Raw genomic sequence first — 21,253 nt, forward strand, 5'->3', positions numbered from 1 at the left:
CCCTCCCATTCTTCCGTCTCCCCTCCCTTGAACAAGGGAGGGGAGAAATATTTCACTCCATCCCGCGCCCCGGCCGGCGGCTCAGCCCGACATCGAGATGCGTCCCCGCATCGACCCGCCAGGTCTCGCCGGTGATCGCGCGGGTGGCGGGGTCGAGCAGCATCTCGATCGGCGCGGCGATATCCTCGGCCTGCGGCGCCATCGCCATCGGCGTCGCCGCCGCGATCCGCGCATCGAGCGCGGCCTTGCCCTCCGCGCCGAGCGTCTTTTCGAACCAGCCGGTGCCGACATAGCCCGGCGCAACCGCATTGACCCGGATTCCCGGCGCGAGGACCCGCGCGAGGCTCTGCGTCATCGTGATCAACGCGCCCTTCGACGCGGCATAAGCGACCGACGAGCCGATCCCGTGAAGCCCCGCGACCGACGCGACATTGACCACCGCACCATGCGGGCTCGCCGACAAAGCCGGCGCCGCGGCGCGGATCATCTGGAAGGCGGCGACGGTGTTGAGCCGATAGATATCGATGAAATCCTCCGCCTCCAGCCCGTCGAGCTTTTCGTGCGCGACATGCTTGGTGCGCCCGGCGTTGTTGACGAGAAAATCGACCCGCCCGAACCGCTCGGTCGCCGCCGCGACCAGCGCGCGGCACGCGGCATCGTCGACGATGTCCGCCTGGGCCGCGATCGCGCCCTCGCCCACCTCGGCGGCCAGCGCCTCGGCATCGGCGCGGCTGTGCGCATAATTGATCACGCACGCCACGCCGCGCGCCGCGAGTCGCCGCACCACCGCCGCGCCGATTCCCGTCCCGCCGCCGGTCACGATCGCTACCGAACCTCTCATCCTGCCCTCCGTATGCATTTTCGAAGATCGCGTATGGCATTCGCGCGCGGCATCGCCTAGCGGCTTAAATCATGACCGATCCTGCCGAGATGCTCGCCGGGCCGTTCGGGCTGCTGCCCGATCTGATCCGCCTTCATGCCGCCCGCCAGCCGGGCAAGCGCGCGATCGCCGACGGCGCGTCCGAGCTGAGCTATGCCGCGCTCGATCGCGCGATGGATCGCGTCGCGGCCGCTTTGCAGCGCGACGGCACGGCGCAAGGCCAGGCAGTGGCGATGGTTTCCTATCCGTCGGTGGCGCAGGCGATCGTGTTCCTCGGGGCGTTGCGCGCGGGGAGCGTCGCGGCGCCGATCCAGCCTTCCGCCACCCCGGCGCAGATTGCCGGGATGATCGCCGACAGCGGCGCGAACCTCGTCTTCCTCGACGCCGCCAATGCCGCCGCGCTCGCGGGCGAGACGCTCGCCGCGCGCGCGATCCGGCTCGAGGCGCTGGAAGATTGGCTCGCCCCCGCCGATGCCAAACCCGCGCCAGTCACGATCGCGCCCGACGACGGCTTCAACATCATCTATTCCTCGGGTACCACCGGCATTCCCAAGGGCATCGTGCAGAGCCACGCGATGCGCTGGCAGCATTTCTCGCGCAACAAGGAGGCCGGATTCGCCGATGCGGTGACGTTGCTCTCCACCCCGCTCTATTCGAATACCACGCTCGTCAGCTTCCTCCCGACGCTGGCGTGGGGCGGCACGGCGGTGCTGATGGCGAAGTTCGACGCGCATCAATTCCTCGAACTGGCCGAGAAATTCCGCGCGACCCACACGATGCTCGTCCCGGTGCAATATCAGCGGATCATGGCGCTTCCAGATTTCGATCGCTTCGATCTGTCCGCCTTCCGCTTCAAGACCTGCACCTCGGCGCCGTTCAAGCCCGAGTTGAAGCGCGATGTGGTCAATCGCTGGCCGGGCAAATTGGTCGAATATTACGGCATGACCGAGGGCGGCGCGTCGTTCATCCTGATCGCCGACGAATTCCCCGACAAGCTCCACACGGTCGGCCGCCTCGCCCCGGGGCATGAGGCGAAACTGCTCGACGAGGAGGGCAATGAAGTGCCCCCCGGCGGGGTGGGCGAGATCGTCGGGCGCTCGCCGGCGATGATGAGCGGCTATCACGGCCGCGAACAGGCGACGCGCGATGCCGAATGGTTCGACGCCCACGGCAACCGCTGGATCCGCCACGGCGACGTCGGGCGGTTCGATGAGGACGGCTTCCTCACCCTGCTCGATCGCAAGAAGGACATGATCATCTCGGGCGGGTTCAACATCTATCCGTCCGACCTGGAGGCGGTGCTCGCCGAGCATCCCGCGGTGGCCGATTGCACCGTCGTCGGGGTGGCGAGCGAGCAATGGGGGGAAACCCCGGTCGGCTTCTATGTCCCGCGCGCGGGGGCGAGCGAGAGCGCCGACGAGATCCGCGACTGGGCCAATGCCCGGCTCGGCAAGACGCAGCGCCTCTCGGCGCTCCACGTCACCAACGAGCTGCCGCGCAGCGCGATCGGCAAGGTATTGAAGCGCGAGCTGCGCGACCGGCTCGCGGCGGGGGAGTTCGCATGACCAGCCTGAAACAGATTCTCGACGGCCTCAATCCGCTCGCGGAAGGGATCGGCTGGCGCGGCGCGATCCCCGAGGATTGGCTGCAGGGCCGCACCTCCTATGGCGGGCTTTCCGCGGCGATCGCCTTGCATTGCGCGATGCGGTCGGACGAGGACCTGCCCCCGCTGCGGTCGGCGCAGGTGTCGTTCGTCGGCCCGCTCGCCGGGCCGATCCTCGTCACGACGCACCGCTTGCGGCGCGGCAAGAATGCCGCGTTCATCGAGGCGAGCATCGAAAGCGAGGCGGGGCTCGGGCTGCGCTGCACCTTCGTCTTCATGCGCGCGATCGAGAGCGAGGTGGATTATCAGACCACCACTCTCCCCGATTTCCCGCGCCCCGGCCCCGGCGACACCACCTATAAGGGCGGTGCAGCGGTCGCCTTCACGCGCAATTTCGAATTCGTCGACCGGCGCGACGGGCCGGGACTGCTGCCGGCCGAATGGCTGCGCTGGACGCGGCTCAACGAGCGCGAGGGGCTCGATCCGATGGTCGAATTGCTCGCGGTCGGCGATTGCCTGCCCCCCGCCGCGCTGCGACTCATCGGGCGCAACGTGCCGATGAGCTCGATGACGTGGATATTGAACGTGCTCGGCCCGACGCCGTCGACCGAGGACGGCTGGTGGCTGCTCCGCTCCAACGCCGATTATGCGCGCGCCGGCAGTTCGTCGCAGCAGATGGGGATCTGGAACGCGGCGGGCGAGATGGTCGCCGAGCAGATGCAGTCGGTCGCGCTGTTCGCCTGACTCCACTTCCCTCCCTTGAACGAGGGAGGGGAGAAAAACGCGACAAATTGCGACAATTCGGGGCCGCGACGGACATAACTGCGCGACAGCCCACGGCTAATCCTCATGCCAACGACGGGGAAATCGCCCCGCCGCGCATGAGGATCGATGATGAAGAAAAAGCTGTTGCTTGCTCTGACGCTCGGATCGGCCGCGCTGGCCGGGACGCCGTCTTTCGCTTTCGCCCAGGCCGCGCCGCCGGCCGCCGCCGCGCCGCACGAGCGGATGCGCGATCGCACCGTCACCCGCGAAGAGGCGCTGGCGCGCGCCGACCGGATGTTCGACGCAATCGACACCAATCACGACGGCAAGATCGCCCCCGATGAGCGCAAGGCCGCGCATGAGAAGATGCGCGAACGCTGGCAGGCGCGCCACGCGGAGCAGACTGCGCCGGGCGCCGATGCCAACGCCACGCCGGACCACAAATGGGGCGGCGGCCATCGCGGCGGTCACCACATGGGAATGCGCGGGATGCGCGGCGATCCCAATCGCGTGATCACCCGCGAGGAATGGCACGAGAAGGCCGCGGAGCGCTTCGACCGGATGGACCTCAACCACGACGGCCAGATCACCCCCGACGAACGCAAGGCCGCGCGCGAACAGATGCGCGAGAAGTTCCGCGAGCGGATGCAGATGCGTCGCGACCGGGGCGATACGCCGGGGCCGGCGCCCGCGCCGACGCCGAACGCCCGCTGATCGCACTTCTCCCCCTCCCTTCACCAGGGAGGGGAGCAGGACCTGCCAGCGCACCGGGCGGCCTCCCCGCCGCCCGGTGCTTCCCACGGAGCGTGGACATGCTAATCCCCGACGCGATGGGAGAAACGCCACATCTCTTGCTGGTCGACGACGAGCGCTCGATCCGCGAACCGCTCGCCACTTATCTGACCAAGCAGGGCTTCCGCGTCACGCAAGCGCCCGATGCCGAGCAGGCGCGCGCGCGGCTCGCGGCCTATGCGATCGATCTCGTCGTCCTCGATATCATGATGCCGGGCGAAGACGGGCTGTCGCTCTGCCGCCATATCCGCGAGACGAGCGACCTGCCCGTCATCCTGCTTACCGCCCGCGCCGAGGAGACCGACCGGATCGTCGGGCTCGAAATGGGCGCGGACGATTATGTCGTGAAGCCCTTTTCCCCGCGCGAGCTTTCCGCGCGGATCAAGGTCGTGCTGCGCCGCATGCAGGCGGGCGGCACGCGGCAGAATGCGCCCGAAAGCGGGGCCTATGCCTTCGCCGGGCGCGTGCTCAAGACCGGCGAGCGGACCCTGGTCGATCGCGACGGCGTGTCGGTGCCCTTGTCGACCGGCGAATATAATCTGCTGCTCGCGCTCGTCGGCCGCCCGCGTCAGGTGCTGACCCGCGACCAGTTGCTCGATCTGACGCAAGGGCGCGAGGCCGCCGCATTCGATCGCTCGATCGACAATCAGATCAGCCGCTTGCGGCGCAAGATCGAAGTCGATCCCAAATCGCCCGAGATCATCAAGACGGTATGGGGCGGCGGCTACACCTTCGCGGCGGAGGTCACCCGACTGTGAGCCCGCGCCGGTGACACGCTGGCCGCGCAGCCTCGCGGGGCAGATGGCGCTGCTCGTCGCGGTGGCCTTGTTCGTCGCACAGGCAGTCAATTTCGCGCTGATCGTCCGCGATCGATCGGCCAGTCGCCTCCAGCAGGCCTCCGCCATTCCTGCGCTGCGCATCGCCGATGCGATCGGGCGCGAAGCCGGCGGGCAGCCGATCGCCGGCGATCGCGGCCGCATCCGCCGCGTCGACACCAACCCGATCCCCGCCGATCTGCCGCGTCGCGCCGATGTCGCGGCGGCGGTGCGTGCCAATCTTGCGCGGATGGGAGTTGCGGCCGGGCAGGTCGATGCCGCGGTGATCCACCTGCCGCCCCGCGCGCGCGACGACGGGGGCATGCACACCGGTCGTCGCGGCCCGCGCCGCATGCTGCTGATCGCGGTCGAGCAGCCGGGGCACGGCTGGCTGGTCGCACGCGCCTTCTGGCCCGATGCCGGGCCGGCGATCCTGTGGCGGCTCATCGCGCAGACGCTGGTGCTTTATATCGTCCTGCTCGTCCCGGTGCTGTGGCTGGCGCGGCGCATCTCGCAGCCGTTGCGTGCACTGACGCATGATGCGCAGCGCTTCTCGCTCGGCGGTGCGGCGGCGCCGGTTCTCGAGGCGGGGCCGGCCGACGTCCGCGCGGTGATCGCCGCCTATAATGCGCTCGGCGTCCGCGTCCGCGCGATGCTCGACGAGAAGGACCGCATGCTCGGCGCGCTCGGGCACGATCTACGCACCCCGCTCGCCGCGCTGCGGGTGCGGATCGAATCGGTCGAGGACGAGGCCGATCGCGCGCGGATGGCGGATATCATCCAGGAGATGAACCGCACGCTCGACGACATCTTGAGCCTCGCGCGGCTGGGGCGCCCGAGCGAGCCGGTGACCGAGGTCGATCTCGCGGCTTTGGTCGACGCGGTGGTGGAGGATTTTCGCGATCTCGGCCATCCGGTGGCGTTCGAGGAAGCCGATCGGCTGCCGGTGCGGCTGCGCCCCTCGCTGATCCGCCGCGCGGTGCGCAACCTGATCGAGAATGCGGTGAAATACGGCGCGGGGGCCGAGGTGACGCTCGCGCCGCGCGGCGGAGCAGTGGCGGTCGTCGTCGCCGATCGCGGGCCGGGCATCCCGCCGGACCGGCTCGCCGACGTGTTCGAGCCGTTCACCCGGCTGGAAAACTCGCGCAACCGCGAGACCGGCGGGATCGGTCTCGGTCTCGCCCTCGCCCGCGCAATCGCCCGCGAAGCGGGGGGCGATGTATCGCTCGCCAACCGGGATGGCGGCGGGCTGGAAGCGGTGCTGACGCTGCCCGTGCGGTGAAGCATTGAATTTTTGCGGCAGAACGCGCCGTTTATTTGGCGTTTTGCAATTTGGCAGGAATTCGCAATTACGCATGCGTCATGAACTGCCGCATCCGCCGCGCCTGCCTCGTCGCGCTCCCGCTTTTGGTGGCGGGCTGCGGCGACTCGGGCGGCGGCGGCGGGCTGAGCGTCAGCCAGCCGGCGGCGACTCCCTCGCCTTCGCCCTCGCCCAGCTCATCGCCGACCTCTTCGTCGACGCCGGGAAGCTGGGCGCAGCAAGCCGCGGCGCTCTATGATGCGCAGCCGAATGTTTCGACCTGCAGCTCGGGCACGCTCAAGGCGAGCGTGAAGGCCAACTTCCTCTCTAACCTCAACACGTTGCGCGCGCTGCACAATCTGCCGCCGGTCGTCTATTCGAACGACGAGGACAGTCAGGAGCAGGATTCGTCGCTGATGATGGCGGTGGCGCGGCAGTTGAGCCATTCGCCGTCGTCGACCTGGCAATGCTATAGCGCGAGCGGCGCGGGGGGCGCCGGCGCGAGCAATCTCGTCGGGGTATGGGGCAGCAATACCGCGTTCGACAGCGACGACGATTATCTGGCGCTGTGGATGACCGAGAATGGCGCCGCCGATATCGGCCATCGCCGCTGGATCCTCGATCCGTTCCTCGGCAAGACATCCTATGGTCGCGTCTCGATCGTGCTGGCCGACGGCAGCCGCGCCAGCGCCGCCTCGATGCGGGTGCTGAACTTCAACGCCGCCCCTGCGGTGCCGAGCGGCGTCCCCGCGTTCGTCGCTTATCCTTATGGCGATTATCCGCAGCGTTATTTCGGTGCATCGGATTATCTGTCGTTCACCGCGATCGCGAGCACGCTCGGGGTGTGGGCCAATCAGAGCGTCAGCTTCGCCAGCGCCACGGTGACCGTCACCGGCCCGTCGGGCGCGATGCCGGTCACCGACGTCAGCACCGACAATCTCGGCTATGGCGTGCCCAACAGCATCCAGTGGCGTGTCACCGGGCTGCAGCCGGCGGTTAGCTATTCGGTGACGATCAACAACGTCTCCGGCGCGCCGAAGACGAGCTACAGCTATACGTTCCGGATGGTGCCGTAGGGCCGATTGCAATCGCACCCTGTTTCGGCTAGGGGCGCCGCTTCCTCGCGAAAATCGTGGAAAGCTTGCGGGAGGGCGCATGCCCGCTCGGACCGCTAAACTTGAAACCAGGCCGTCCCCCTTACCCAAGGGAGCGGCCGGATTGAGAGAGTGACATGGCAAAGAAGATTACCGGCTATATCAAGTTGCAGGTGCCCGCCGGCGCCGCAAACCCGTCGCCGCCGATCGGCCCGGCGCTGGGTCAGCGCGGCGTGAACATCATGGAATTCTGCAAGGCGTTCAACGCCCAGACGCAGGACATGGAAAAGGGCGCTCCGCTCCCCACCATCATCACCGTGTACGCCGACCGCTCGTTCTCGTTTGAGACCAAGACGCCGCCGGCCACCTTCCTGATCAAGAAGGCGCTGAACCTCAAGTCGGGCTCGAAGGAGCCGGGTAAGGTGAGCGCGGGCAAGATCAAGCGTTCGCAGCTGGCGGAAATCGCCGAGGCCAAGATGAAGGACCTCAACGCGAACGACATCGACGCCGCGACCAAGATCATCGAAGGCAGCGCGCGGGCCATGGGCCTCGAAGTGGTGGAGGGCTGAACATGGCGAAGCTGACCAAGAAGCATAAGGCGATCCAGATCGATCGCGAGAAGCTGCACGGCGTCGACGAGGCGATCGCGCTGGCCAAGGCCAATGCCACCTCGAAGTTCGACGAGACGATCGAGATCGCGCTGAACCTCGGCGTCGATCCGCGTCACGCCGACCAGATGGTCCGTGGCGTCGTCACGCTCCCGGCCGGCACCGGCAAGACGGTGCGCGTCGGCGTGTTCGCCAAGGGCGCGAAGGCCGATGAGGCGCGCGCTGCCGGTGCGGATGTCGTGGGCGCCGAGGATCTGATGGAAACGATCCAGGGCGGCACGATCGATTTCGACCGCTGCATCGCGACCCCGGACATGATGGGCGTCGTCGGCCGTCTCGGTAAGGTGCTCGGCCCCAAGGGCCTGATGCCGAACCCGAAGCTCGGCACCGTGACGATGAACGTCGCCGAGGCGGTGAAGGCGGCCAAGGGCGGCCAGGTCGAATATCGCGTCGAAAAGGCCGGCATCATCCACTCCGGCATCGGCAAGGCGAGCTTCGCCGCGGAAGACCTGCGTCGCAACTTCGACGCGCTGGTCGATGCGGTGATCAAGGCCAAGCCGTCGGGCGCCAAGGGCAAGTATGTCCGCAAGATCGCGGTCAGCTCGACGATGGGCCCGGGGATCAAGGTCGACGTGGCGGAAGTCGCCGGCGCCTGAGCCGACGTTTCCGGTCGCAAGACCAATGAAGGGCCGGGAGCGATCCCGGCCCTTTCTTTTTGGGGCGCGCGCTTCGGCGCCTCCTTAGTGCTCCCGCGAAGGCCCGAACCCAGTCTGGGCCCCGCCTTCGCGGGAACACAAGCGAGGGCCTGCATCTCCGTCACCCCGGCGTTGAGCCGGGTGACGGTAGTAGGCGGGGAGCGCTTTCCTTCCCCGAATCCTTTGCTTAGTGCGCCACTCATGCTTCGCCCGCTCGCCATCGCGCTGCTCGCCTCCACCGCCACGCCCGCTGCGGCGCAGATTGCCGACAATGCGCAGCCCGGCGACGTCGTCGTCACCGGGCGCGGGCTTGACGACCGCGCCGGCGATCGCGCGTTCGACACCGTGACGATCGATCGCGACCGGATCACCGACAATGCCAGCGCGCGGCTGGAAAGCATCCTCGCCGATGTCGCCGGGCTCCAGCAGTTCCGCCGGTCTGACTCGCGCTCGGCCAACCCGACCAGCCAGGGCATCTCGCTGCGCGGGATCGGCGGCAACGCGTCGAGCCGCGCATTGCTGATCCTTGACGGGGTGCCGCAGGCCGATCCGTTCGGCGGCTGGGTGCCCTTCCCCGCCTATAGCGCCGAGCGGCTCGGCCGCATCCGGGTGACGCGCGGCGGCGGCAGCGGCTATTTCGGGCCGGGGGCGCTCGCTGGCACGGTGGAGATGGAGAGCGCCACCCCCGATCAGCTGTCGCCGCTGGCGATGGGGGTGGCTTATGGCAGCCGCAATTCGCTCGAGGCGGACGGCAGCGCCGCGCTGGTGCGCAGCGGCGGCTTCGCAACGATCGCCGGCAGCTATGCGCGCGGCGACGGCTTTACCCCCACCGTCTCCGAATCGCGCGGGCCGGTCGATCGCCCCGCGCCCTATGAGCAGGCGAGCGGGGCGGTGCGCGGGGTGATCTCGATCGCGCCGTCGACCGAATTGCAGGCAAATGTCAGCGCCTTCACCGATAGCCGCGATCGCGGCACCGCTTATACCGCCAACAGCGACCAGGGCGCCGATGCGAGCCTCAGGCTGGTCGGGCGCGGCAATTGGGGCTGGTCGGTGCTGGGCTATCTCCAGACCCGCGCCTTTTCGTCGCAATTCGCCAGCATCAACCCCGCGCGCACCACCGCGACCCAGACGCTCAACCAATATAATACCCCGGCGACCGGGGTCGGTGCGCGGATCGAGGTAGCGCCGCCGATCGGCGACGGCCTGTCGCTCCGCCTCGGCAGCGATATCCGCGCGGTCTCGGGGCGCACGCAAGAGCTTTACACCTATGTCGCCGGCGCACCGACGCGGCAGCGCTATGCCGGGGGCGAGACGCGCACCGCGGGGCTGTTCGCCGACGGCAGCGCCGATCTCGGCCGGGTGACGATCGATCTCGGCGGGCGAATCGATTGGTGGCGGATCGCCGACGGCTATCTCAAGGAGCATGACCTTGCGACCGGCGCGCCGCTCACCAACGCGCCCTTCGCCAATCGCGACGGCACCGAGGCGACCGGACGCGCGGGCATCGCGTGGCGACCGGTCGATGCGCTCGTCCTGCGCGGCGCGGCCTATCGCGGCTGGCGGCTGCCGACGCTCAACGAACTCTACCGCCCGTTCCGCGTCGGCGCTGACGCTACCGCCGCCAATGCCGCGCTCAACCCCGAGCGGCTGACGGGGTACGAGGGGGGCGCGACCTTCACCCCCACCGCGACGACCTCGCTCGGGGTCACCTGGTTCCATAACCGGCTCGACGATGCGATCGCCAACGTCACGATGGGGCGCGGGCCGAGGACCTTCCCCGGGGTCGGCTTCGTCGCGGCGGGCGGGGTCTATCGCGTGCGCCAGAACCTCGATGCGATCACCTCGACCGGAATAGAGGTGGAGGCGAGCTGGCGTTCGGGGCCGTTCAACGCACGCGCCTCGTGGCAGCATGTCTCCGCGCGTGTCGTCGCCTCCGGCGCCGCCGCCGCGCTCGACGGATTGCGCCCGGCGCAGACGCCGCGCGATCAGGTTTCCGGTACGCTCGGCTGGCGATCGGGCGAGGCCTCGCTCTCCACCACGCTGCGTTATGTCGCGCGCCAGTTCGACGACGATCAGAACAGCAACGTGCTGCGTCCCGCGACGACGCTCGACGCGGTAGCGACGTTGCCGCTCGCCCACGCCTGGACGGTCGAGGCGCGCGCCGAGAATATGTTCGACGCGCGGGTCGAGGCAGGGATCAGCGGCAACAATATCGTCGAACGGGCGACCCCGCGGACCTTGTGGCTCGGGCTGCGCTACCGGATGCGGTGATCCTTGACGCCGGCGGTGGCCGCGGTCGACAACCGCGACCAGATAAAACGGAGGCGAGGATGCCGCATTACGGCGATTATCAGACCCTGATCTACGGCGCCGGGCTCTCGGGCGTCCTGCCGACCTTGCCGGTCGATTTCGCGACCCTCAAGGCACGTGCCGAGGCGGCGATGCCCCCGGCGGTGCTCAATTACGTCCAGGGCGGGTGCGGCGACGAATTCACCCAGGACGAAAATGCCCGCGCCTTCCGCCATTGGGGGATGGTGCCGCGGATGATGGTCGATTGCACACAGCGCGACCTGTCGACCGAACTTTTCGGCATGAAGCTCGCCTCGCCGCTGTTCATGGCGCCGATCGGGGTGACCGGGATCGTCACGCAGGACGGGCACGGCGATCTTGCCGCCGCGCGTGCCGCGGCGACGACCGGAGTACCGCTCTGCGCCTCCACCCTCGCCAACGATCCGCTCGAGGACGTAAGGCTGGCGTGCGGCGATACGCCCGCGCTGTTCCAGCTCTATACCCCGCGCGACAAGGATGTTGCGGCGAGCCTCGTCAGCCGCGCCGAGGCGGCGGGCTATCGGGCGATCGTCGTGACGCTCGACACCTGGGTGACCGGCTGGCGGCCGCGCGACCTCAACGTCTCCAATTTCCCGCAATTGCGCGGCGCGGTGCTGACCAACTATTTCGTCGACCCCGCCTTCCGCAAATTGCTGAGCGCCCCGCCCGAGGCCGATCTGCGCACCGCGATCGGCACCTGGGGCGCGACCTTCGGCAAGGTGCTGACGTGGGACGATCTGCCGTGGCTCAAATCGCTGACCAAGCTGCCGATCGTGCTCAAGGGCATCTGCCACCCCGATGACGCGCGGCGCGCGATCGACGGCGGGGCGGACGGCATCTACGTCTCCAACCACGGCGGGCGGCAGGCCAATGGCGGGATCGCCGCGATCGACATGCTGCCGGGAGTGGCGGAGGCGGTGAAGGGGCGTGTTCCGGTGCTGTTCGATTCGGGCATCCGATCGGGCAGCGACGTGGTGAAGGCGATCGCGCTCGGCGCCGATGCGGTCGGCGTCGGGCGACCCTATAGCTACGGGCTCGCGCTCGGCGGCGCTGAGGGCGCGGCGCATGTGCTGAAATCGATCCTCGCCGAGGCCGATCTGCTGATGGCGGTCAACGGTTATCCGACGCTGGCCGCCGTCCGCGCCGAAGGGGCAAGCCGGACGGATAGATAGTACAACCTCCCTTCGCCACAACGGGGAGAGGTGCCGCAAGGTTGACTTTCGCCCCCCGCCCTGTATGAGCCCGCGCGCGTCCGGCAGCCTTGTGCCGCCGGGCACCGTCCGAGACAGCGGGTGCCGGTTAGCCGGCTTAATCTTCCCGCCGAGACGGGGACAGGATTTTTCCGGCCAGTCATCCGTGACGCGCCGGTCTGCTGCGTGAACCGCTTTCGGCGGCTCGCGTCGCTTCCCATTCCCCATCGCTGGACAACTTCGTGCGGGGCTTGCCCCGTGCGGGGAAATGCAACCGGGCGTGGGCGCAAGCCCATGCTCAGAACGTGGAGAATGGCATGGATCGTGCTCAAAAGGCCGCGGCCGTTGCCGAGCTGAACCGCACCTTTTCCGAGGTCGGCGTGGTGGTCGTCACCCGCAACCACGGAATGTCCGTCGCGCAATCGACTCAGTTGCGCAACAAGATGCGGGAAGCCGGCGCGAGCTATAAGGTCTCGAAGAACAGGCTTGCCAAGATCGCGCTCGACGGCACCGACTATCTCTCGCTGGGCGACATGCTCACGGGTCCGGTCGGTCTCGCCAGCTCGATCGACCCCGTCGCTGCGGCGAAGGTGGCGGTCGAATTCGCGAAGACGAACGACAAGTTCGAAATCGTGGGCGGGGCGATGGGCGCAAATGCGCTCGACGTGGAGGGCGTGAAGGCGCTCGCTACGCTGCCGTCGCTGGACGAGCTCCGGGCGAAGATCGTCGGGCTTCTCGTGGCACCCGCCACGAAGCTGGCGACCGTCACCCAGGCGCCCGCCGCGCAGCTCGCGCGCGTGCTCAAGGCCTATTCGGAGAAGGAAGCCGCCTGATTTCCAGGCGGTTTATTCAAGCGAAACTGGTGCCCCTCGCCGGGCACAGACATGAAGGAAGTGAACAATGGCAGACCTGAACGCGCTGGTTGACCAGCTGTCCGAACTGACCGTCCTCGAGGCGGCCGAGCTCTCGAAGCTCCTCGAAGAGAAGTGGGGCGTGAGCGCCGCTGCCGCGGTTGCGGTTGCGGGCCCGGCCGCCGGCGGCGCCGGTGGCGCGGCTGCGGCCGCCGAAGAAAAGACCGAATTCGACGTGATCCTCACCGGCGACGGTGGCAAGAAGATCAACGTCATCAAGGAGGTCCGCGCGATCACCGGTCTCGGCCTGACCGAAGCCAAGACGCTCGTCGAGTCGGCGCCGAAGCCGGTCAAGGAAGGCGTCTCGAAGGACGAGGCCGAGAAGGTCAAGAAGCAGCTCGAGGAAGCCGGCGCGACCGTCGAACTCAAGTAAGCTTCGGCATTGTCGCGGGGGTTCGCTCCCGCGGCGGGCTGACACGAAAAAAGGGCGGTTCCCTCGCGGGAGCCGCCCTTTTTTTGCCCTGTTCCCCTCCCCTTCAAGGAGGGGAGTTGCGGAATCACCGTTTCACCGTCGTCCCGTGCGCGCGGATCGCGATCGCGTCGTACATCCGCGACGGCTCGTCGAGCCACATCGGCGCGAGCTTGGCGCCGTCGGCGCGCTCGACCCCCACCGCAAAGGCTGCGGTGGTCTGCCCCGGCGCGCCGCCGGCCGCATCATAAACCGCGTTGAGCGCGACGACGGGCACGAACATCGGCCGGTCGGCGGCAGAAAGCGCGACGATCGCCTCGCGCGGCATCGTCGCCAGCCCGCGCACGACCTTCTCATCGCCCGGCGCGAGTGTGAACGGCGGGACGATCGGGCGCGCGACCGGCTCGGCATAGAGCGCATCGAGCACCGCATCCTGCCCCGGCTGCGCGCTGGTCAGCAGGATCGCGAGACGGATGTCGCGCGCGGGGGCGCTCCCCTCGTTGCGCACGGTCAGCGAGACATCGGCGGTGGCGGTGACGAGGTTCACCCCCGCGCGATGCACCGTCGGCGCGGCGAGATCGAGCCACGCGCGCTCGCTCGGCGCGGGTCGCTCGAGGAATTGCGGCGCGGCAGCAGGCGACGGCGGCGAGGGTTCGGGCAGCGGCGCGGGCTCGGGTTCGACCGGCGCGGCGGGCGGCGACGGCGGAACGAAGCGCGCCGGCGCCGGGCGTTGCGCCACCTCGGCTGCCTCCGCCGCCACGCGGCGGCGACGCCAGAGGAAAAACGCGATGACCAGCACCAGCAGCCCGCCGATCGCCGCCGGCACCAGCCATTTGGGCCAGCCGCTCGTCCCGGCGTCCGGCAAAGTCGGGACCGCGATCGGGGTCGCGGAGGGCGTCGGCGTAGCGCTAGGCGATGCGATCGGCGCGGTGCCGAGCGACACCGCCGGGGTCGGGGTAGGAGTCGGCGTGGGTTCGGGCGCAACCGCCGGGGCGGCGATGGGCGCCGATCGCGCGCGCGGTGTCGCGGTCGGCTGCGGCGTCGCGCGGACGATCGGGCGCGGCTCGATCTCGCGGCGCGCGGGCGGCGTCGGGGTCGGTTGCGCGGTGGGCACCACGACCGGCACGGGCGTCTCGGAAACCGTGGGCGGCAATTGCATCGTGATGACCGGCGGCGGCATCGTCGCGACCGGCGCATTGCCCGGGCTGGGCGTCGCATTGCTCTGCGGCGCCGCCTGCGCGATCGCCTGCACCGGCGCCTGCCCGCCCAAAAGCGCCGCCGCGGCCAGCGCCAACCCCGTCGTACCGATCTTCATCCCGCGCGCGTTATCCGCTCGAAGCTTAACCTTAGCCAACGATCACTTCTCCGCCGGGACGACCGGCAGCCACACCGCGCTCGCCGCCGCGCCGCCACGCATCAGGGTGACCGTCGCCTTCTGATAATCGGCCTGCTTCGCGAGGAAGATGTTGGGCACGAACTTCTGCGGGTTGCGGTCGTAGAGCGGGAACAGCGACGATTGCACCTGCACCATGATGCGATGCCCCGGCTGGAACACATGGTTCACCGTGGGCAGGCGGAAACGATAGCGCTGCACCTTGTTCGCCGGGATCGCCGACGGATGCGCGAAGCTCTCGCGATAGCGCCCGCGGAAGATATCGAGGCTGATCGCGAGCTGATAGCCGCCTTTCCTGGGGTCATTGGCATATTCGTCGGGGTAGACGTCGATCACCTTGACCACGAAATCGCCGTCGGTGCCGGTCGTCTTGGCGAACAGCTCGGCGATCGGCGCGCCGGAGACGCGCACCGGCGCGGTGAGCGGCGCGGTCTGATAGGTCATCACATCGGGGCGCCCGTCGACCGCGCGCTGATCCTGCACCAGCCACGATTTCCAGCGATCGCCGTCGCCCAGGTTCACCGGGCGCGGCAGATGCGGCACCGGCTTGGCCGGATCGGAGACATAGCTGTCGCCCCCTGCCCCGCCCTTGTCGAAGCCCAGCCCGCCGTCGGCCTCGAGATAGATCGGCTTCAACGGCGCGGCGCACCCCGTCTCGCAAGCAAGCGGCCATTGCGCGAGGCTGTCCCAATGGTTCTCGCCGCTATTGTAGATCAGCGCCTGCGGCGGGGTGAACGCGGGGCGGCCGTCGCGCAGATATTGGTCGAAGAACGGGAACAGATATTTCTCGCGCCACTCGGTCGCGGTGTCGCCGTTCCATTTGAAATCGCCGAGCGACGAGCCGTCGTAATTCGCCTGGCTATGCCGCCACGGCCCCATGACGAGGAAATTGCTGCCGAGCTTGCCCTTGGCCTTCAGCGCCTCCCACGTATGGATCGCGCCATACATGTCCTCCTGATCCCACAGCCCCTGTTCCCACATCGTCGGGACATCGGAAGGATTGGCGGCGATGAGCTTGTCGAGCGCCTGCCCCTGCCAGAATTCGTCATAGGCTGGATGCGCGACCATCCGCTGCCAGAAAGGCAGAGCGGCATAACCCGACTTCTCCGCCCAGGCCCCTGCGGAGCCGATGCGGCGGAATTGGTCGTAATCGTCGTAAAAGCCCGAGGCCGGCTCGGGCGCGCCGCCCTTGAACCCGGTCTGCGAGCCGAGCCAGCCGATATTGGCGAGGCGGAACGCGCCGTAGTGGAACCAGTCGTCTCCCATCCAGCCGTCGATCATCGGGCTTTCCGGCGCGGCGACCTTGAGCGCGGGATGCGGGTGGAGCAGCGCCATCACCACCGTCAGCCCCTCATAGGAGGAGCCGAGCATCCCGACGCGGCCGTTGGTTTCGGGGAGGTTGGCCTTGTTGACCAGCCAGTCGATCGTATCCCAGGCGTCGGTGGTATGATCGACCTTGGTCGGGTTAAGCGGGCCGATCACCGGGCGGGTAACGACATAATCCCCCTCCGACCCATATTTGCCGCGGATATCCTGGAACACGCGGATATAGCCGGCGCGGACGAACGGCTCGTCGCCCTGCGGCAGGACCGACACCATATTCGGGCTCGCCATCCGCTGCGCACGCGCCGAGGCATTATAAGGGGTGCGCGTGAGCAGGATCGGCGCGTTGGTCGCGCCCTTGGGGATGACGATGACGGTGTGGAGCTTCACCCCGTCGCGCATCGGGATCATCACGTCGCGCTTGATATAATCGTTGGCCTGGGTGGGGTAAGCGAAATTGGCCGGGATATCCCCGCCGACCTGCGGCGCGCTGACCTGTTGCGCGGCAAGCGGCGCGGCGGTGAGCGCAAGGGCGGCGAGGATCAGGGATTTGCGATGCATCTGTGTGTCTGCCCCGTTCGGGAAGAAGGATGCGCTGCGTTATGCCGGGTCGGGCGGCGGGATCAACCACGCCAGGCCACTTCGTCATCCCCGCGAAGGCGGGGATCCATTCGCGCAGGTCGGGGAAAGAATCGTGAGGCCAGCCAGAATGGATTCCCGCCTTCGCGGGGATGACGGCGTTGTGGGAGGAATGACTGGAACCCCTCATTGACGTTGTTGGACCGGCATCCTATATCGCGCCTCTTGCTGGAGCTTCGGGACATGATGCGGCGTCGCGCACCGTATCGGACGAATGGGAGTTTCCGGTTTCATAGACGCTACAGGCTGCCGTCGCCCCGCCCGGGGAAGGACTGCGGCCTTTTGGCGTCCGTTCACGCGCTCGAACGGTTTTTGACTGAGGGCTGACAGCTACATGGCAACCAAGGCGATCGAGGGCGCGACCACGCCCAAGCGGCGCATCCGCAAGGTGTTCGGCAACATCCACGAAGTGGTGCAGATGCCGAACCTCATCGAGGTCCAGCGCGAGAGCTACGAACAGTTCCTGCGCTCCGATCCCTCGATCGGCTATGTCTCCGGTCTGGAAAAGACGCTGCGCAGCGTGTTCCCGATCCGCGATTTCGCCGGCACCGCCGAGCTCGATTTCGTCAATTACGAACTCGAGCCGCCGAAGTTCGACGTCGAGGAATGCCGTCAGCGCGGCATCACCTATGCGGCGCCGATGCGCGTCACGTTGCGCCTGATCGTGTTCGAGGTGGATCCGGATACGGAAACCCGCTCGGTGCTCGATATCAAGGAGCAGGACGTCTACATGGGCGACATGCCGCTCATGACCGAGAACGGCACCTTCTTCATCAACGGCACCGAACGCGTCATCGTCAGCCAGATGCACCGCTCGCCGGGCGTGCTGTTCGATCACGATCGCGGCAAGACCCACGCGTCGGGCAAATATCTGTTCGCGGCGCGGGTGATCCCGTATCGCGGCTCGTGGCTCGATTTCGAGTTCGACGCCAAGGATATCGTCAACGTCCGTATCGACCGTAAGCGCAAGCTTCCGGTGACGGCGCTGCTTTATGCGCTCGGCCTCAACTCCGAGGAAATCCTCAACCATTTCTACAACCGCCTCACCTTCGTCCGCGGCGAAGGCGGGTGGAAGATCCCGTTCCAGGCGGAAAGCTGGCGCGGCGTGAAGCCGATGTTCGACATCGTCGACGCCAATTCGGGCGAGATCGTCTTCCCGGCCGGGCAGAAGATTTCCCCGCGCGCCGCGAACAAGGCGTCGAAGGACGGCCTCACCGACCTCTTGATCCCGACCGAGGAAATCTTCGGCCGTTATTCGGCCTATGACCTGATCAACGAAGCGACCGGCGAGATCTACGTCGAGGCGGGCGACGAGATTTCGCCCGAGAACCTCGAAAAGCTCGACAAGGCGGGCGTCGATCGCATCGAATTGCTCGATATCGATCACGTCACCACCGGGCCATGGATCCGCAACACGCTCAAGGCCGACAAGGCCGAGGAGCGCGAGCAGGCGCTGTCCGACATCTATCGCGTGATGCGCCCCGGCGAGCCGCCGACGCTGGAGACCGCCGAGGCGTTGTTCGCCGGGCTGTTCTTCGATCCGGACCGCTACGACCTGTCGGCGGTGGGCCGCGTCAAGCTCAACATGCGCCTCGATCTCGACACCGATGACAGCGTCACGACGCTGCGCACCGAGGATATCCTCGCGGTGGTCAAGACCCTCGTCGACCTGAAGGACGGCAAGGGCGAGATCGACGACATCGACAATCTCGGCAACCGCCGCGTGCGTTCGGTGGGCGAGCTGCTCGAGAACCAGTATCGCGTCGGCCTGCTGCGCATGGAGCGCGCGGTGAAGGAACGCATGTCGTCGGTCGACGTGTCGACGGTGATGCCGAACGACCTGATCAACGCCAAGCCGGCGGTCGCCGCGGTGCGCGAATTCTTCGGCTCGTCGCAGCTGTCGCAGTTCATGGACCAGACCAACCCGCTCTCCGAAGTGACGCACAAGCGTCGCGTCTCGGCGCTCGGGCCGGGCGGTCTCACCCGCGAGCGCGCGGGCTTCGAGGTCCGCGACGTCCACCCGACGCATTACGGCCGTATCTGCCCGATCGAGACGCCGGAAGGCCCGAACATCGGCCTGATCAACAGCCTCGCCTCGTTCAGCCGCGTCAACAAATACGGCTTCATCGAGACGCCCTACCGTCGCGTGGTCGACGGCAAGGTGACCGGCGAGGTCGTCTATCTCTCCGCGATGGAGGAGGCGAAGCACACGATCGCGCAGGCCAACGCCGAAGTCGATCGTGACGGCCGGCTGATCGAGGAACTGATCTCGGCACGTCAGGCGGGCGAATTCCTGATGGCGCTGCCCGAGACGATCACGTTGATGGACGTGTCGCCGAAGCAGCTCGTCTCGGTCGCCGCCTCGCTGATCCCGTTCCTTGAGAACGACGACGCGAACCGCGCGCTGATGGGCTCGAACATGCAGCGCCAGGCGGTGCCGCTGGTCAAGGCCGAGGCGCCGTTCGTCGGCACCGGCATGGAGGAGACGGTCGCGCGCGATTCGGGCGCCGCCATCGCCGCCAAGCGCGCCGGGGTGATCGACCAGGTCGACGCCAGCCGTATCGTCGTCCGCGCGACGGGCGAGGTTTCGGCCGAGGAATCGGGCGTCGACATCTACACGCTGATGAAGTTCCAGCGCTCGAACCAGTCGACCTGCATCAACCAGCGCCCGCTGGTGAAGGTGGGCGACGTGGTCAACGCCGGCGACATCATCGCCGACGGCCCGTCGACCGAGTTCGGCGAGCTGGCGCTCGGCCGCAACGCGCTCGTCGCGTTCATGCCGTGGAACGGCTACAATTATGAGGACTCGATCCTCATCAGCGAGCGGATCGTGAAGGACGACGTGTTCACGTCGATCCACATCGACGAGTTCGAAGTGGCCGCCCGCGACACGAAGCTCGGGCCGGAGGACATCACCCGCGACATCCCCAACGTCGGCGAGGAAGCGTTGCGCAACCTCGACGAGGCGGGCATCGTCTATATCGGCGCCGAGGTGGAGCCGGGCGACATCCTGGTCGGCAAGATCACCCCGAAGGGCGAAAGCCCGATGACGCCGGAAGAGAAGCTGCTCCGCGCGATCTTCGGCGAAAAGGCGAGCGACGTGCGCGACACCTCGCTGCGTCTGCCGCCGGGCGTTGCCGGGACGATCGTCGACGTGCGGGTGTTCAACCGCCACGGCATCGACAAGGACGAGCGCGCGATGGCGATCGAGCGCGAGGAGATCGAGCGCCTGAAGAAGGACTCGGACGACGAGCGCACGATCCTCAACCGCGCGACCTGGTCGCGTCTGCGCGAGATGCTGCTGGGTCAGGTCGCCACCTCGGCGCCGAAGAGCGTCAAGAAGGGCGTGACGATCGACAACGACGTGCTCGATTCGGTCGACCGCCACGAATGGTGGAAGTTCGCCGTGCAGGACGACAAGGTCCAGAGCGATCTCGAAACCGTCAAGACGCAGTATGACGAGGCCGCCAAGCGGATCACCGACAAGTTCCACGACCGGCGCGAAAAGCTGGAGCGTGGCGACGAGTTGCCGCCGGGCGTGCTCAAGATGGTCAAGGTGTTCGTCGCGGTGAAGCGCAAGCTGCAGCCGGGCGACAAGATGGCCGGCCGTCACGGCAACAAGGGCGTGATCAGCCGCATCCTGCCGGTGGAGGACATGCCGTTCCTCGCCGACGGGACCCCGGTCGATCTGGTGCTCAACCCGCTGGGCGTGCCGTCGCGCATGAACGTCGGGCAGATCTTCGAGACCCATCTGGGCTGGGCCGCGCGCGGCCTGGGTCAGCAGGTCGCGCAGGCGCTCGAAGATTGGCGCGAGGCCAACCCCGACGCACGGCCCGGCGCGATGCCGGAACCGGTGAAGGAACGCCTCAAGACGATCTACGGCGAACATTATGTCGCCGATATCGACGGGCGTGACGGCACCGGGATCGTCGAACTGGCGCAGAACCTGAAGGGCGGCGTTCCGATGGGCACCCCGGTGTTCGACGGCGCGCACGAGGCGGATGTCGCCGCGATGCTCGAACTGGCCGGGCTCGACTCCTCGGGTCAGTCGGACCTGTTCGACGGGCGCACCGGCGAGAAGTTCGATCGCAAGGTGACGGTGGGCATCATCTACATGCTCAAGCTGCACCACCTCGTGGACGACAAGATCCACGCGCGTTCGATCGGGCCGTACAGCCTCGTCACCCAGCAGCCGCTGGGCGGCAAGGCGCAGTTCGGCGGCCAGCGCTTCGGCGAAATGGAAGTGTGGGCGCTCCAGGCCTATGGCGCGGCCTATACGCTCCAGGAAATGCTGACGGTGAAGTCCGACGACGTGGTCGGCCGCACCAAGGTCTACGAAGCGATCGTCAAGGGCGACGACACCTTCGAGGCCGGCATCCCGGAGAGCTTCAACGTGCTCGTCAAGGAAATGCGCTCGCTGGGCCTCAACGTCGATCTGAAGTCGATGGACGAGGACGACGGCCTGGCCGAGGCGGCCGAGTAAAGATGCAATCTCCCTCTCCCCGCTT

17 protein-coding genes are annotated in these 21,253 nt (G+C 67.6%); 14 read left to right on the forward strand and 3 right to left on the reverse strand.

The window, feature by feature from the left end; genetic code table 11:
- Positions 1 to 52: 52 nt before the first annotated feature.
- On the reverse strand, positions 53 to 841 hold the full coding sequence (locus tag NED98_RS15925) for an SDR family NAD(P)-dependent oxidoreductase (RefSeq protein ID WP_179512070.1): 789 nt from the start codon (positions 839 to 841) through the stop codon (positions 53 to 55).
- A 71-nt stretch (positions 842 to 912) separates the two neighbouring features.
- Between NED98_RS15925 and NED98_RS15930 the strand changes: the two genes are divergently transcribed.
- The 12 genes from NED98_RS15930 (at position 913) to rplL (ending at position 13,354) form a co-directional block, all read left to right on the forward strand.
- Positions 913 to 2,445, forward strand: a complete 1,533-nt coding sequence (locus NED98_RS15930; protein ID WP_265313634.1) for a class I adenylate-forming enzyme family protein — start codon at positions 913 to 915, stop codon at positions 2,443 to 2,445.
- Positions 2,442 to 3,227 carry a thioesterase family protein gene (locus NED98_RS15935; RefSeq protein WP_265313635.1) on the forward strand — a complete coding sequence of 262 codons (786 nt, stop codon included), beginning with the start codon at positions 2,442 to 2,444 and terminating at the stop codon, positions 3,225 to 3,227. Before NED98_RS15930 ends, NED98_RS15935 begins: the two co-directional genes overlap by 4 nt.
- 150 nt (positions 3,228 to 3,377) lie before the next feature.
- A complete protein-coding gene (locus tag NED98_RS15940; RefSeq protein ID WP_265313636.1) occupies positions 3,378 to 3,962 on the forward strand; it encodes an EF-hand domain-containing protein in 585 nt (194 codons plus the stop codon).
- A gap of 116 nt (positions 3,963 to 4,078) precedes the next feature.
- On the forward strand, positions 4,079 to 4,798 hold the full coding sequence (locus NED98_RS15945) for a response regulator (RefSeq protein ID WP_179513675.1): 720 nt from the start codon (positions 4,079 to 4,081) through the stop codon (positions 4,796 to 4,798).
- Between the two features lie 43 nt (positions 4,799 to 4,841).
- Positions 4,842 to 6,137 (forward strand): sensor histidine kinase, encoded by a 1,296-nt coding sequence (locus NED98_RS15950; RefSeq protein ID WP_265313691.1) that lies wholly within the window; start codon positions 4,842 to 4,844, stop codon positions 6,135 to 6,137.
- 80 nt (positions 6,138 to 6,217) lie between these two features.
- On the forward strand, positions 6,218 to 7,231 hold the full coding sequence (locus NED98_RS15955) for a CAP domain-containing protein (RefSeq protein ID WP_265313637.1): 1,014 nt from the start codon (positions 6,218 to 6,220) through the stop codon (positions 7,229 to 7,231).
- A gap of 155 nt (positions 7,232 to 7,386) precedes the next feature.
- A complete protein-coding gene (rplK, locus tag NED98_RS15960) occupies positions 7,387 to 7,818 on the forward strand; it encodes a 50S ribosomal protein L11 (RefSeq protein WP_179512075.1) in 432 nt (143 codons plus the stop codon).
- A gap of 2 nt (positions 7,819 to 7,820) precedes the next feature.
- Positions 7,821 to 8,513 carry a 50S ribosomal protein L1 gene (gene rplA, locus NED98_RS15965; RefSeq protein ID WP_179512076.1) on the forward strand — a complete coding sequence of 231 codons (693 nt, stop codon included), beginning with the start codon at positions 7,821 to 7,823 and terminating at the stop codon, positions 8,511 to 8,513.
- 240 nt (positions 8,514 to 8,753) lie between these two features.
- Entirely contained in the window at positions 8,754 to 10,823 is a 2,070-nt protein-coding gene (locus NED98_RS15970) for a TonB-dependent receptor (protein WP_265313638.1), read from the forward strand.
- Positions 10,824 to 10,882: 59 nt separating this feature from the next.
- Positions 10,883 to 12,052, forward strand: a complete 1,170-nt coding sequence (locus NED98_RS15975; RefSeq protein ID WP_265313639.1) for an alpha-hydroxy-acid oxidizing protein — start codon at positions 10,883 to 10,885, stop codon at positions 12,050 to 12,052.
- Between the two features lie 335 nt (positions 12,053 to 12,387).
- Positions 12,388 to 12,903 (forward strand): 50S ribosomal protein L10, encoded by a 516-nt coding sequence (gene rplJ, locus NED98_RS15980; protein ID WP_179512079.1) that lies wholly within the window; start codon positions 12,388 to 12,390, stop codon positions 12,901 to 12,903.
- A gap of 67 nt (positions 12,904 to 12,970) precedes the next feature.
- A complete protein-coding gene (gene rplL, locus NED98_RS15985) occupies positions 12,971 to 13,354 on the forward strand; it encodes a 50S ribosomal protein L7/L12 (protein WP_179512080.1) in 384 nt (127 codons plus the stop codon).
- A 124-nt stretch (positions 13,355 to 13,478) separates the two neighbouring features.
- On the opposite strand, the gene NED98_RS15990 is transcribed toward rplL, so the two are convergent.
- Positions 13,479 to 14,216 (reverse strand): hypothetical protein, encoded by a 738-nt coding sequence (locus NED98_RS15990; protein ID WP_265268876.1) that lies wholly within the window; start codon positions 14,214 to 14,216, stop codon positions 13,479 to 13,481.
- On the opposite strand from NED98_RS15990, the gene NED98_RS15995 reads away from it, so the two are divergent.
- A complete protein-coding gene (locus NED98_RS15995) occupies positions 14,179 to 14,829 on the forward strand; it encodes a hypothetical protein (protein ID WP_265313640.1) in 651 nt (216 codons plus the stop codon). The genes NED98_RS15990 and NED98_RS15995 overlap by 38 nt on opposite strands.
- On the opposite strand, the gene NED98_RS16000 is transcribed toward NED98_RS15995, so the two are convergent.
- The gene (locus NED98_RS16000; protein ID WP_265313641.1) at positions 14,748 to 16,667 is read right to left on the reverse strand and encodes a CocE/NonD family hydrolase; all 1,920 of its coding nucleotides are present in this window, start codon (positions 16,665 to 16,667) and stop codon (positions 14,748 to 14,750) included. The two genes, NED98_RS15995 and NED98_RS16000, sit on opposite strands and share 82 nt — an antisense overlap.
- 412 nt (positions 16,668 to 17,079) lie before the next feature.
- Here NED98_RS16000 and rpoB point away from each other — a divergent pair, with 412 nt between their 5' ends.
- Positions 17,080 to 21,228 (forward strand): DNA-directed RNA polymerase subunit beta, encoded by a 4,149-nt coding sequence (rpoB, locus tag NED98_RS16005; protein ID WP_265313642.1) that lies wholly within the window; start codon positions 17,080 to 17,082, stop codon positions 21,226 to 21,228.
- Positions 21,229 to 21,253 lie beyond the last annotated feature (25 nt).

Source organism: Sphingomonas lycopersici, assembly GCF_026130605.1.
Classification (GTDB): Bacteria; Pseudomonadota; Alphaproteobacteria; order Sphingomonadales; family Sphingomonadaceae; genus Sphingomonas; species Sphingomonas lycopersici.

Bases quoted from the DNA above. Each gene is read 5' to 3' on its own strand.
- rplA (WP_179512076.1), top strand. From the start codon at position 7,821: ATGGCGAAGCTGACCAAGAAGCATAAGGCGATCCAGATCGATCGCGAG.
- rpoB (WP_265313642.1), top strand. From the start codon at position 17,080: ATGGCAACCAAGGCGATCGAGGGCGCGACCACGCCCAAGCGGCGCATC.
- NED98_RS15955 (WP_265313637.1), top strand. From the start codon at position 6,218: ATGAACTGCCGCATCCGCCGCGCCTGCCTCGTCGCGCTCCCGCTTTTG.
- rplK (WP_179512075.1), top strand. From the start codon at position 7,387: ATGGCAAAGAAGATTACCGGCTATATCAAGTTGCAGGTGCCCGCCGGC.
- NED98_RS15995 (WP_265313640.1), top strand. From the start codon at position 14,179: ATGACCAGCACCAGCAGCCCGCCGATCGCCGCCGGCACCAGCCATTTG.
- NED98_RS15945 (WP_179513675.1), top strand. From the start codon at position 4,079: ATGGGAGAAACGCCACATCTCTTGCTGGTCGACGACGAGCGCTCGATC.
- NED98_RS15950 (WP_265313691.1), top strand. From the start codon at position 4,842: ATGGCGCTGCTCGTCGCGGTGGCCTTGTTCGTCGCACAGGCAGTCAAT.
- NED98_RS15925 (WP_179512070.1), bottom strand. From the start codon at position 841: ATGAGAGGTTCGGTAGCGATCGTGACCGGCGGCGGGACGGGAATCGGC.
- rplJ (WP_179512079.1), top strand. From the start codon at position 12,388: ATGGATCGTGCTCAAAAGGCCGCGGCCGTTGCCGAGCTGAACCGCACC.
- NED98_RS15970 (WP_265313638.1), top strand. From the start codon at position 8,754: ATGCTTCGCCCGCTCGCCATCGCGCTGCTCGCCTCCACCGCCACGCCC.
- NED98_RS15930 (WP_265313634.1), top strand. From the start codon at position 913: ATGACCGATCCTGCCGAGATGCTCGCCGGGCCGTTCGGGCTGCTGCCC.
- NED98_RS15940 (WP_265313636.1), top strand. From the start codon at position 3,378: ATGAAGAAAAAGCTGTTGCTTGCTCTGACGCTCGGATCGGCCGCGCTG.
- NED98_RS15935 (WP_265313635.1), top strand. From the start codon at position 2,442: ATGACCAGCCTGAAACAGATTCTCGACGGCCTCAATCCGCTCGCGGAA.
- NED98_RS16000 (WP_265313641.1), bottom strand. From the start codon at position 16,667: ATGCATCGCAAATCCCTGATCCTCGCCGCCCTTGCGCTCACCGCCGCG.
- rplL (WP_179512080.1), top strand. From the start codon at position 12,971: ATGGCAGACCTGAACGCGCTGGTTGACCAGCTGTCCGAACTGACCGTC.
- NED98_RS15975 (WP_265313639.1), top strand. From the start codon at position 10,883: ATGCCGCATTACGGCGATTATCAGACCCTGATCTACGGCGCCGGGCTC.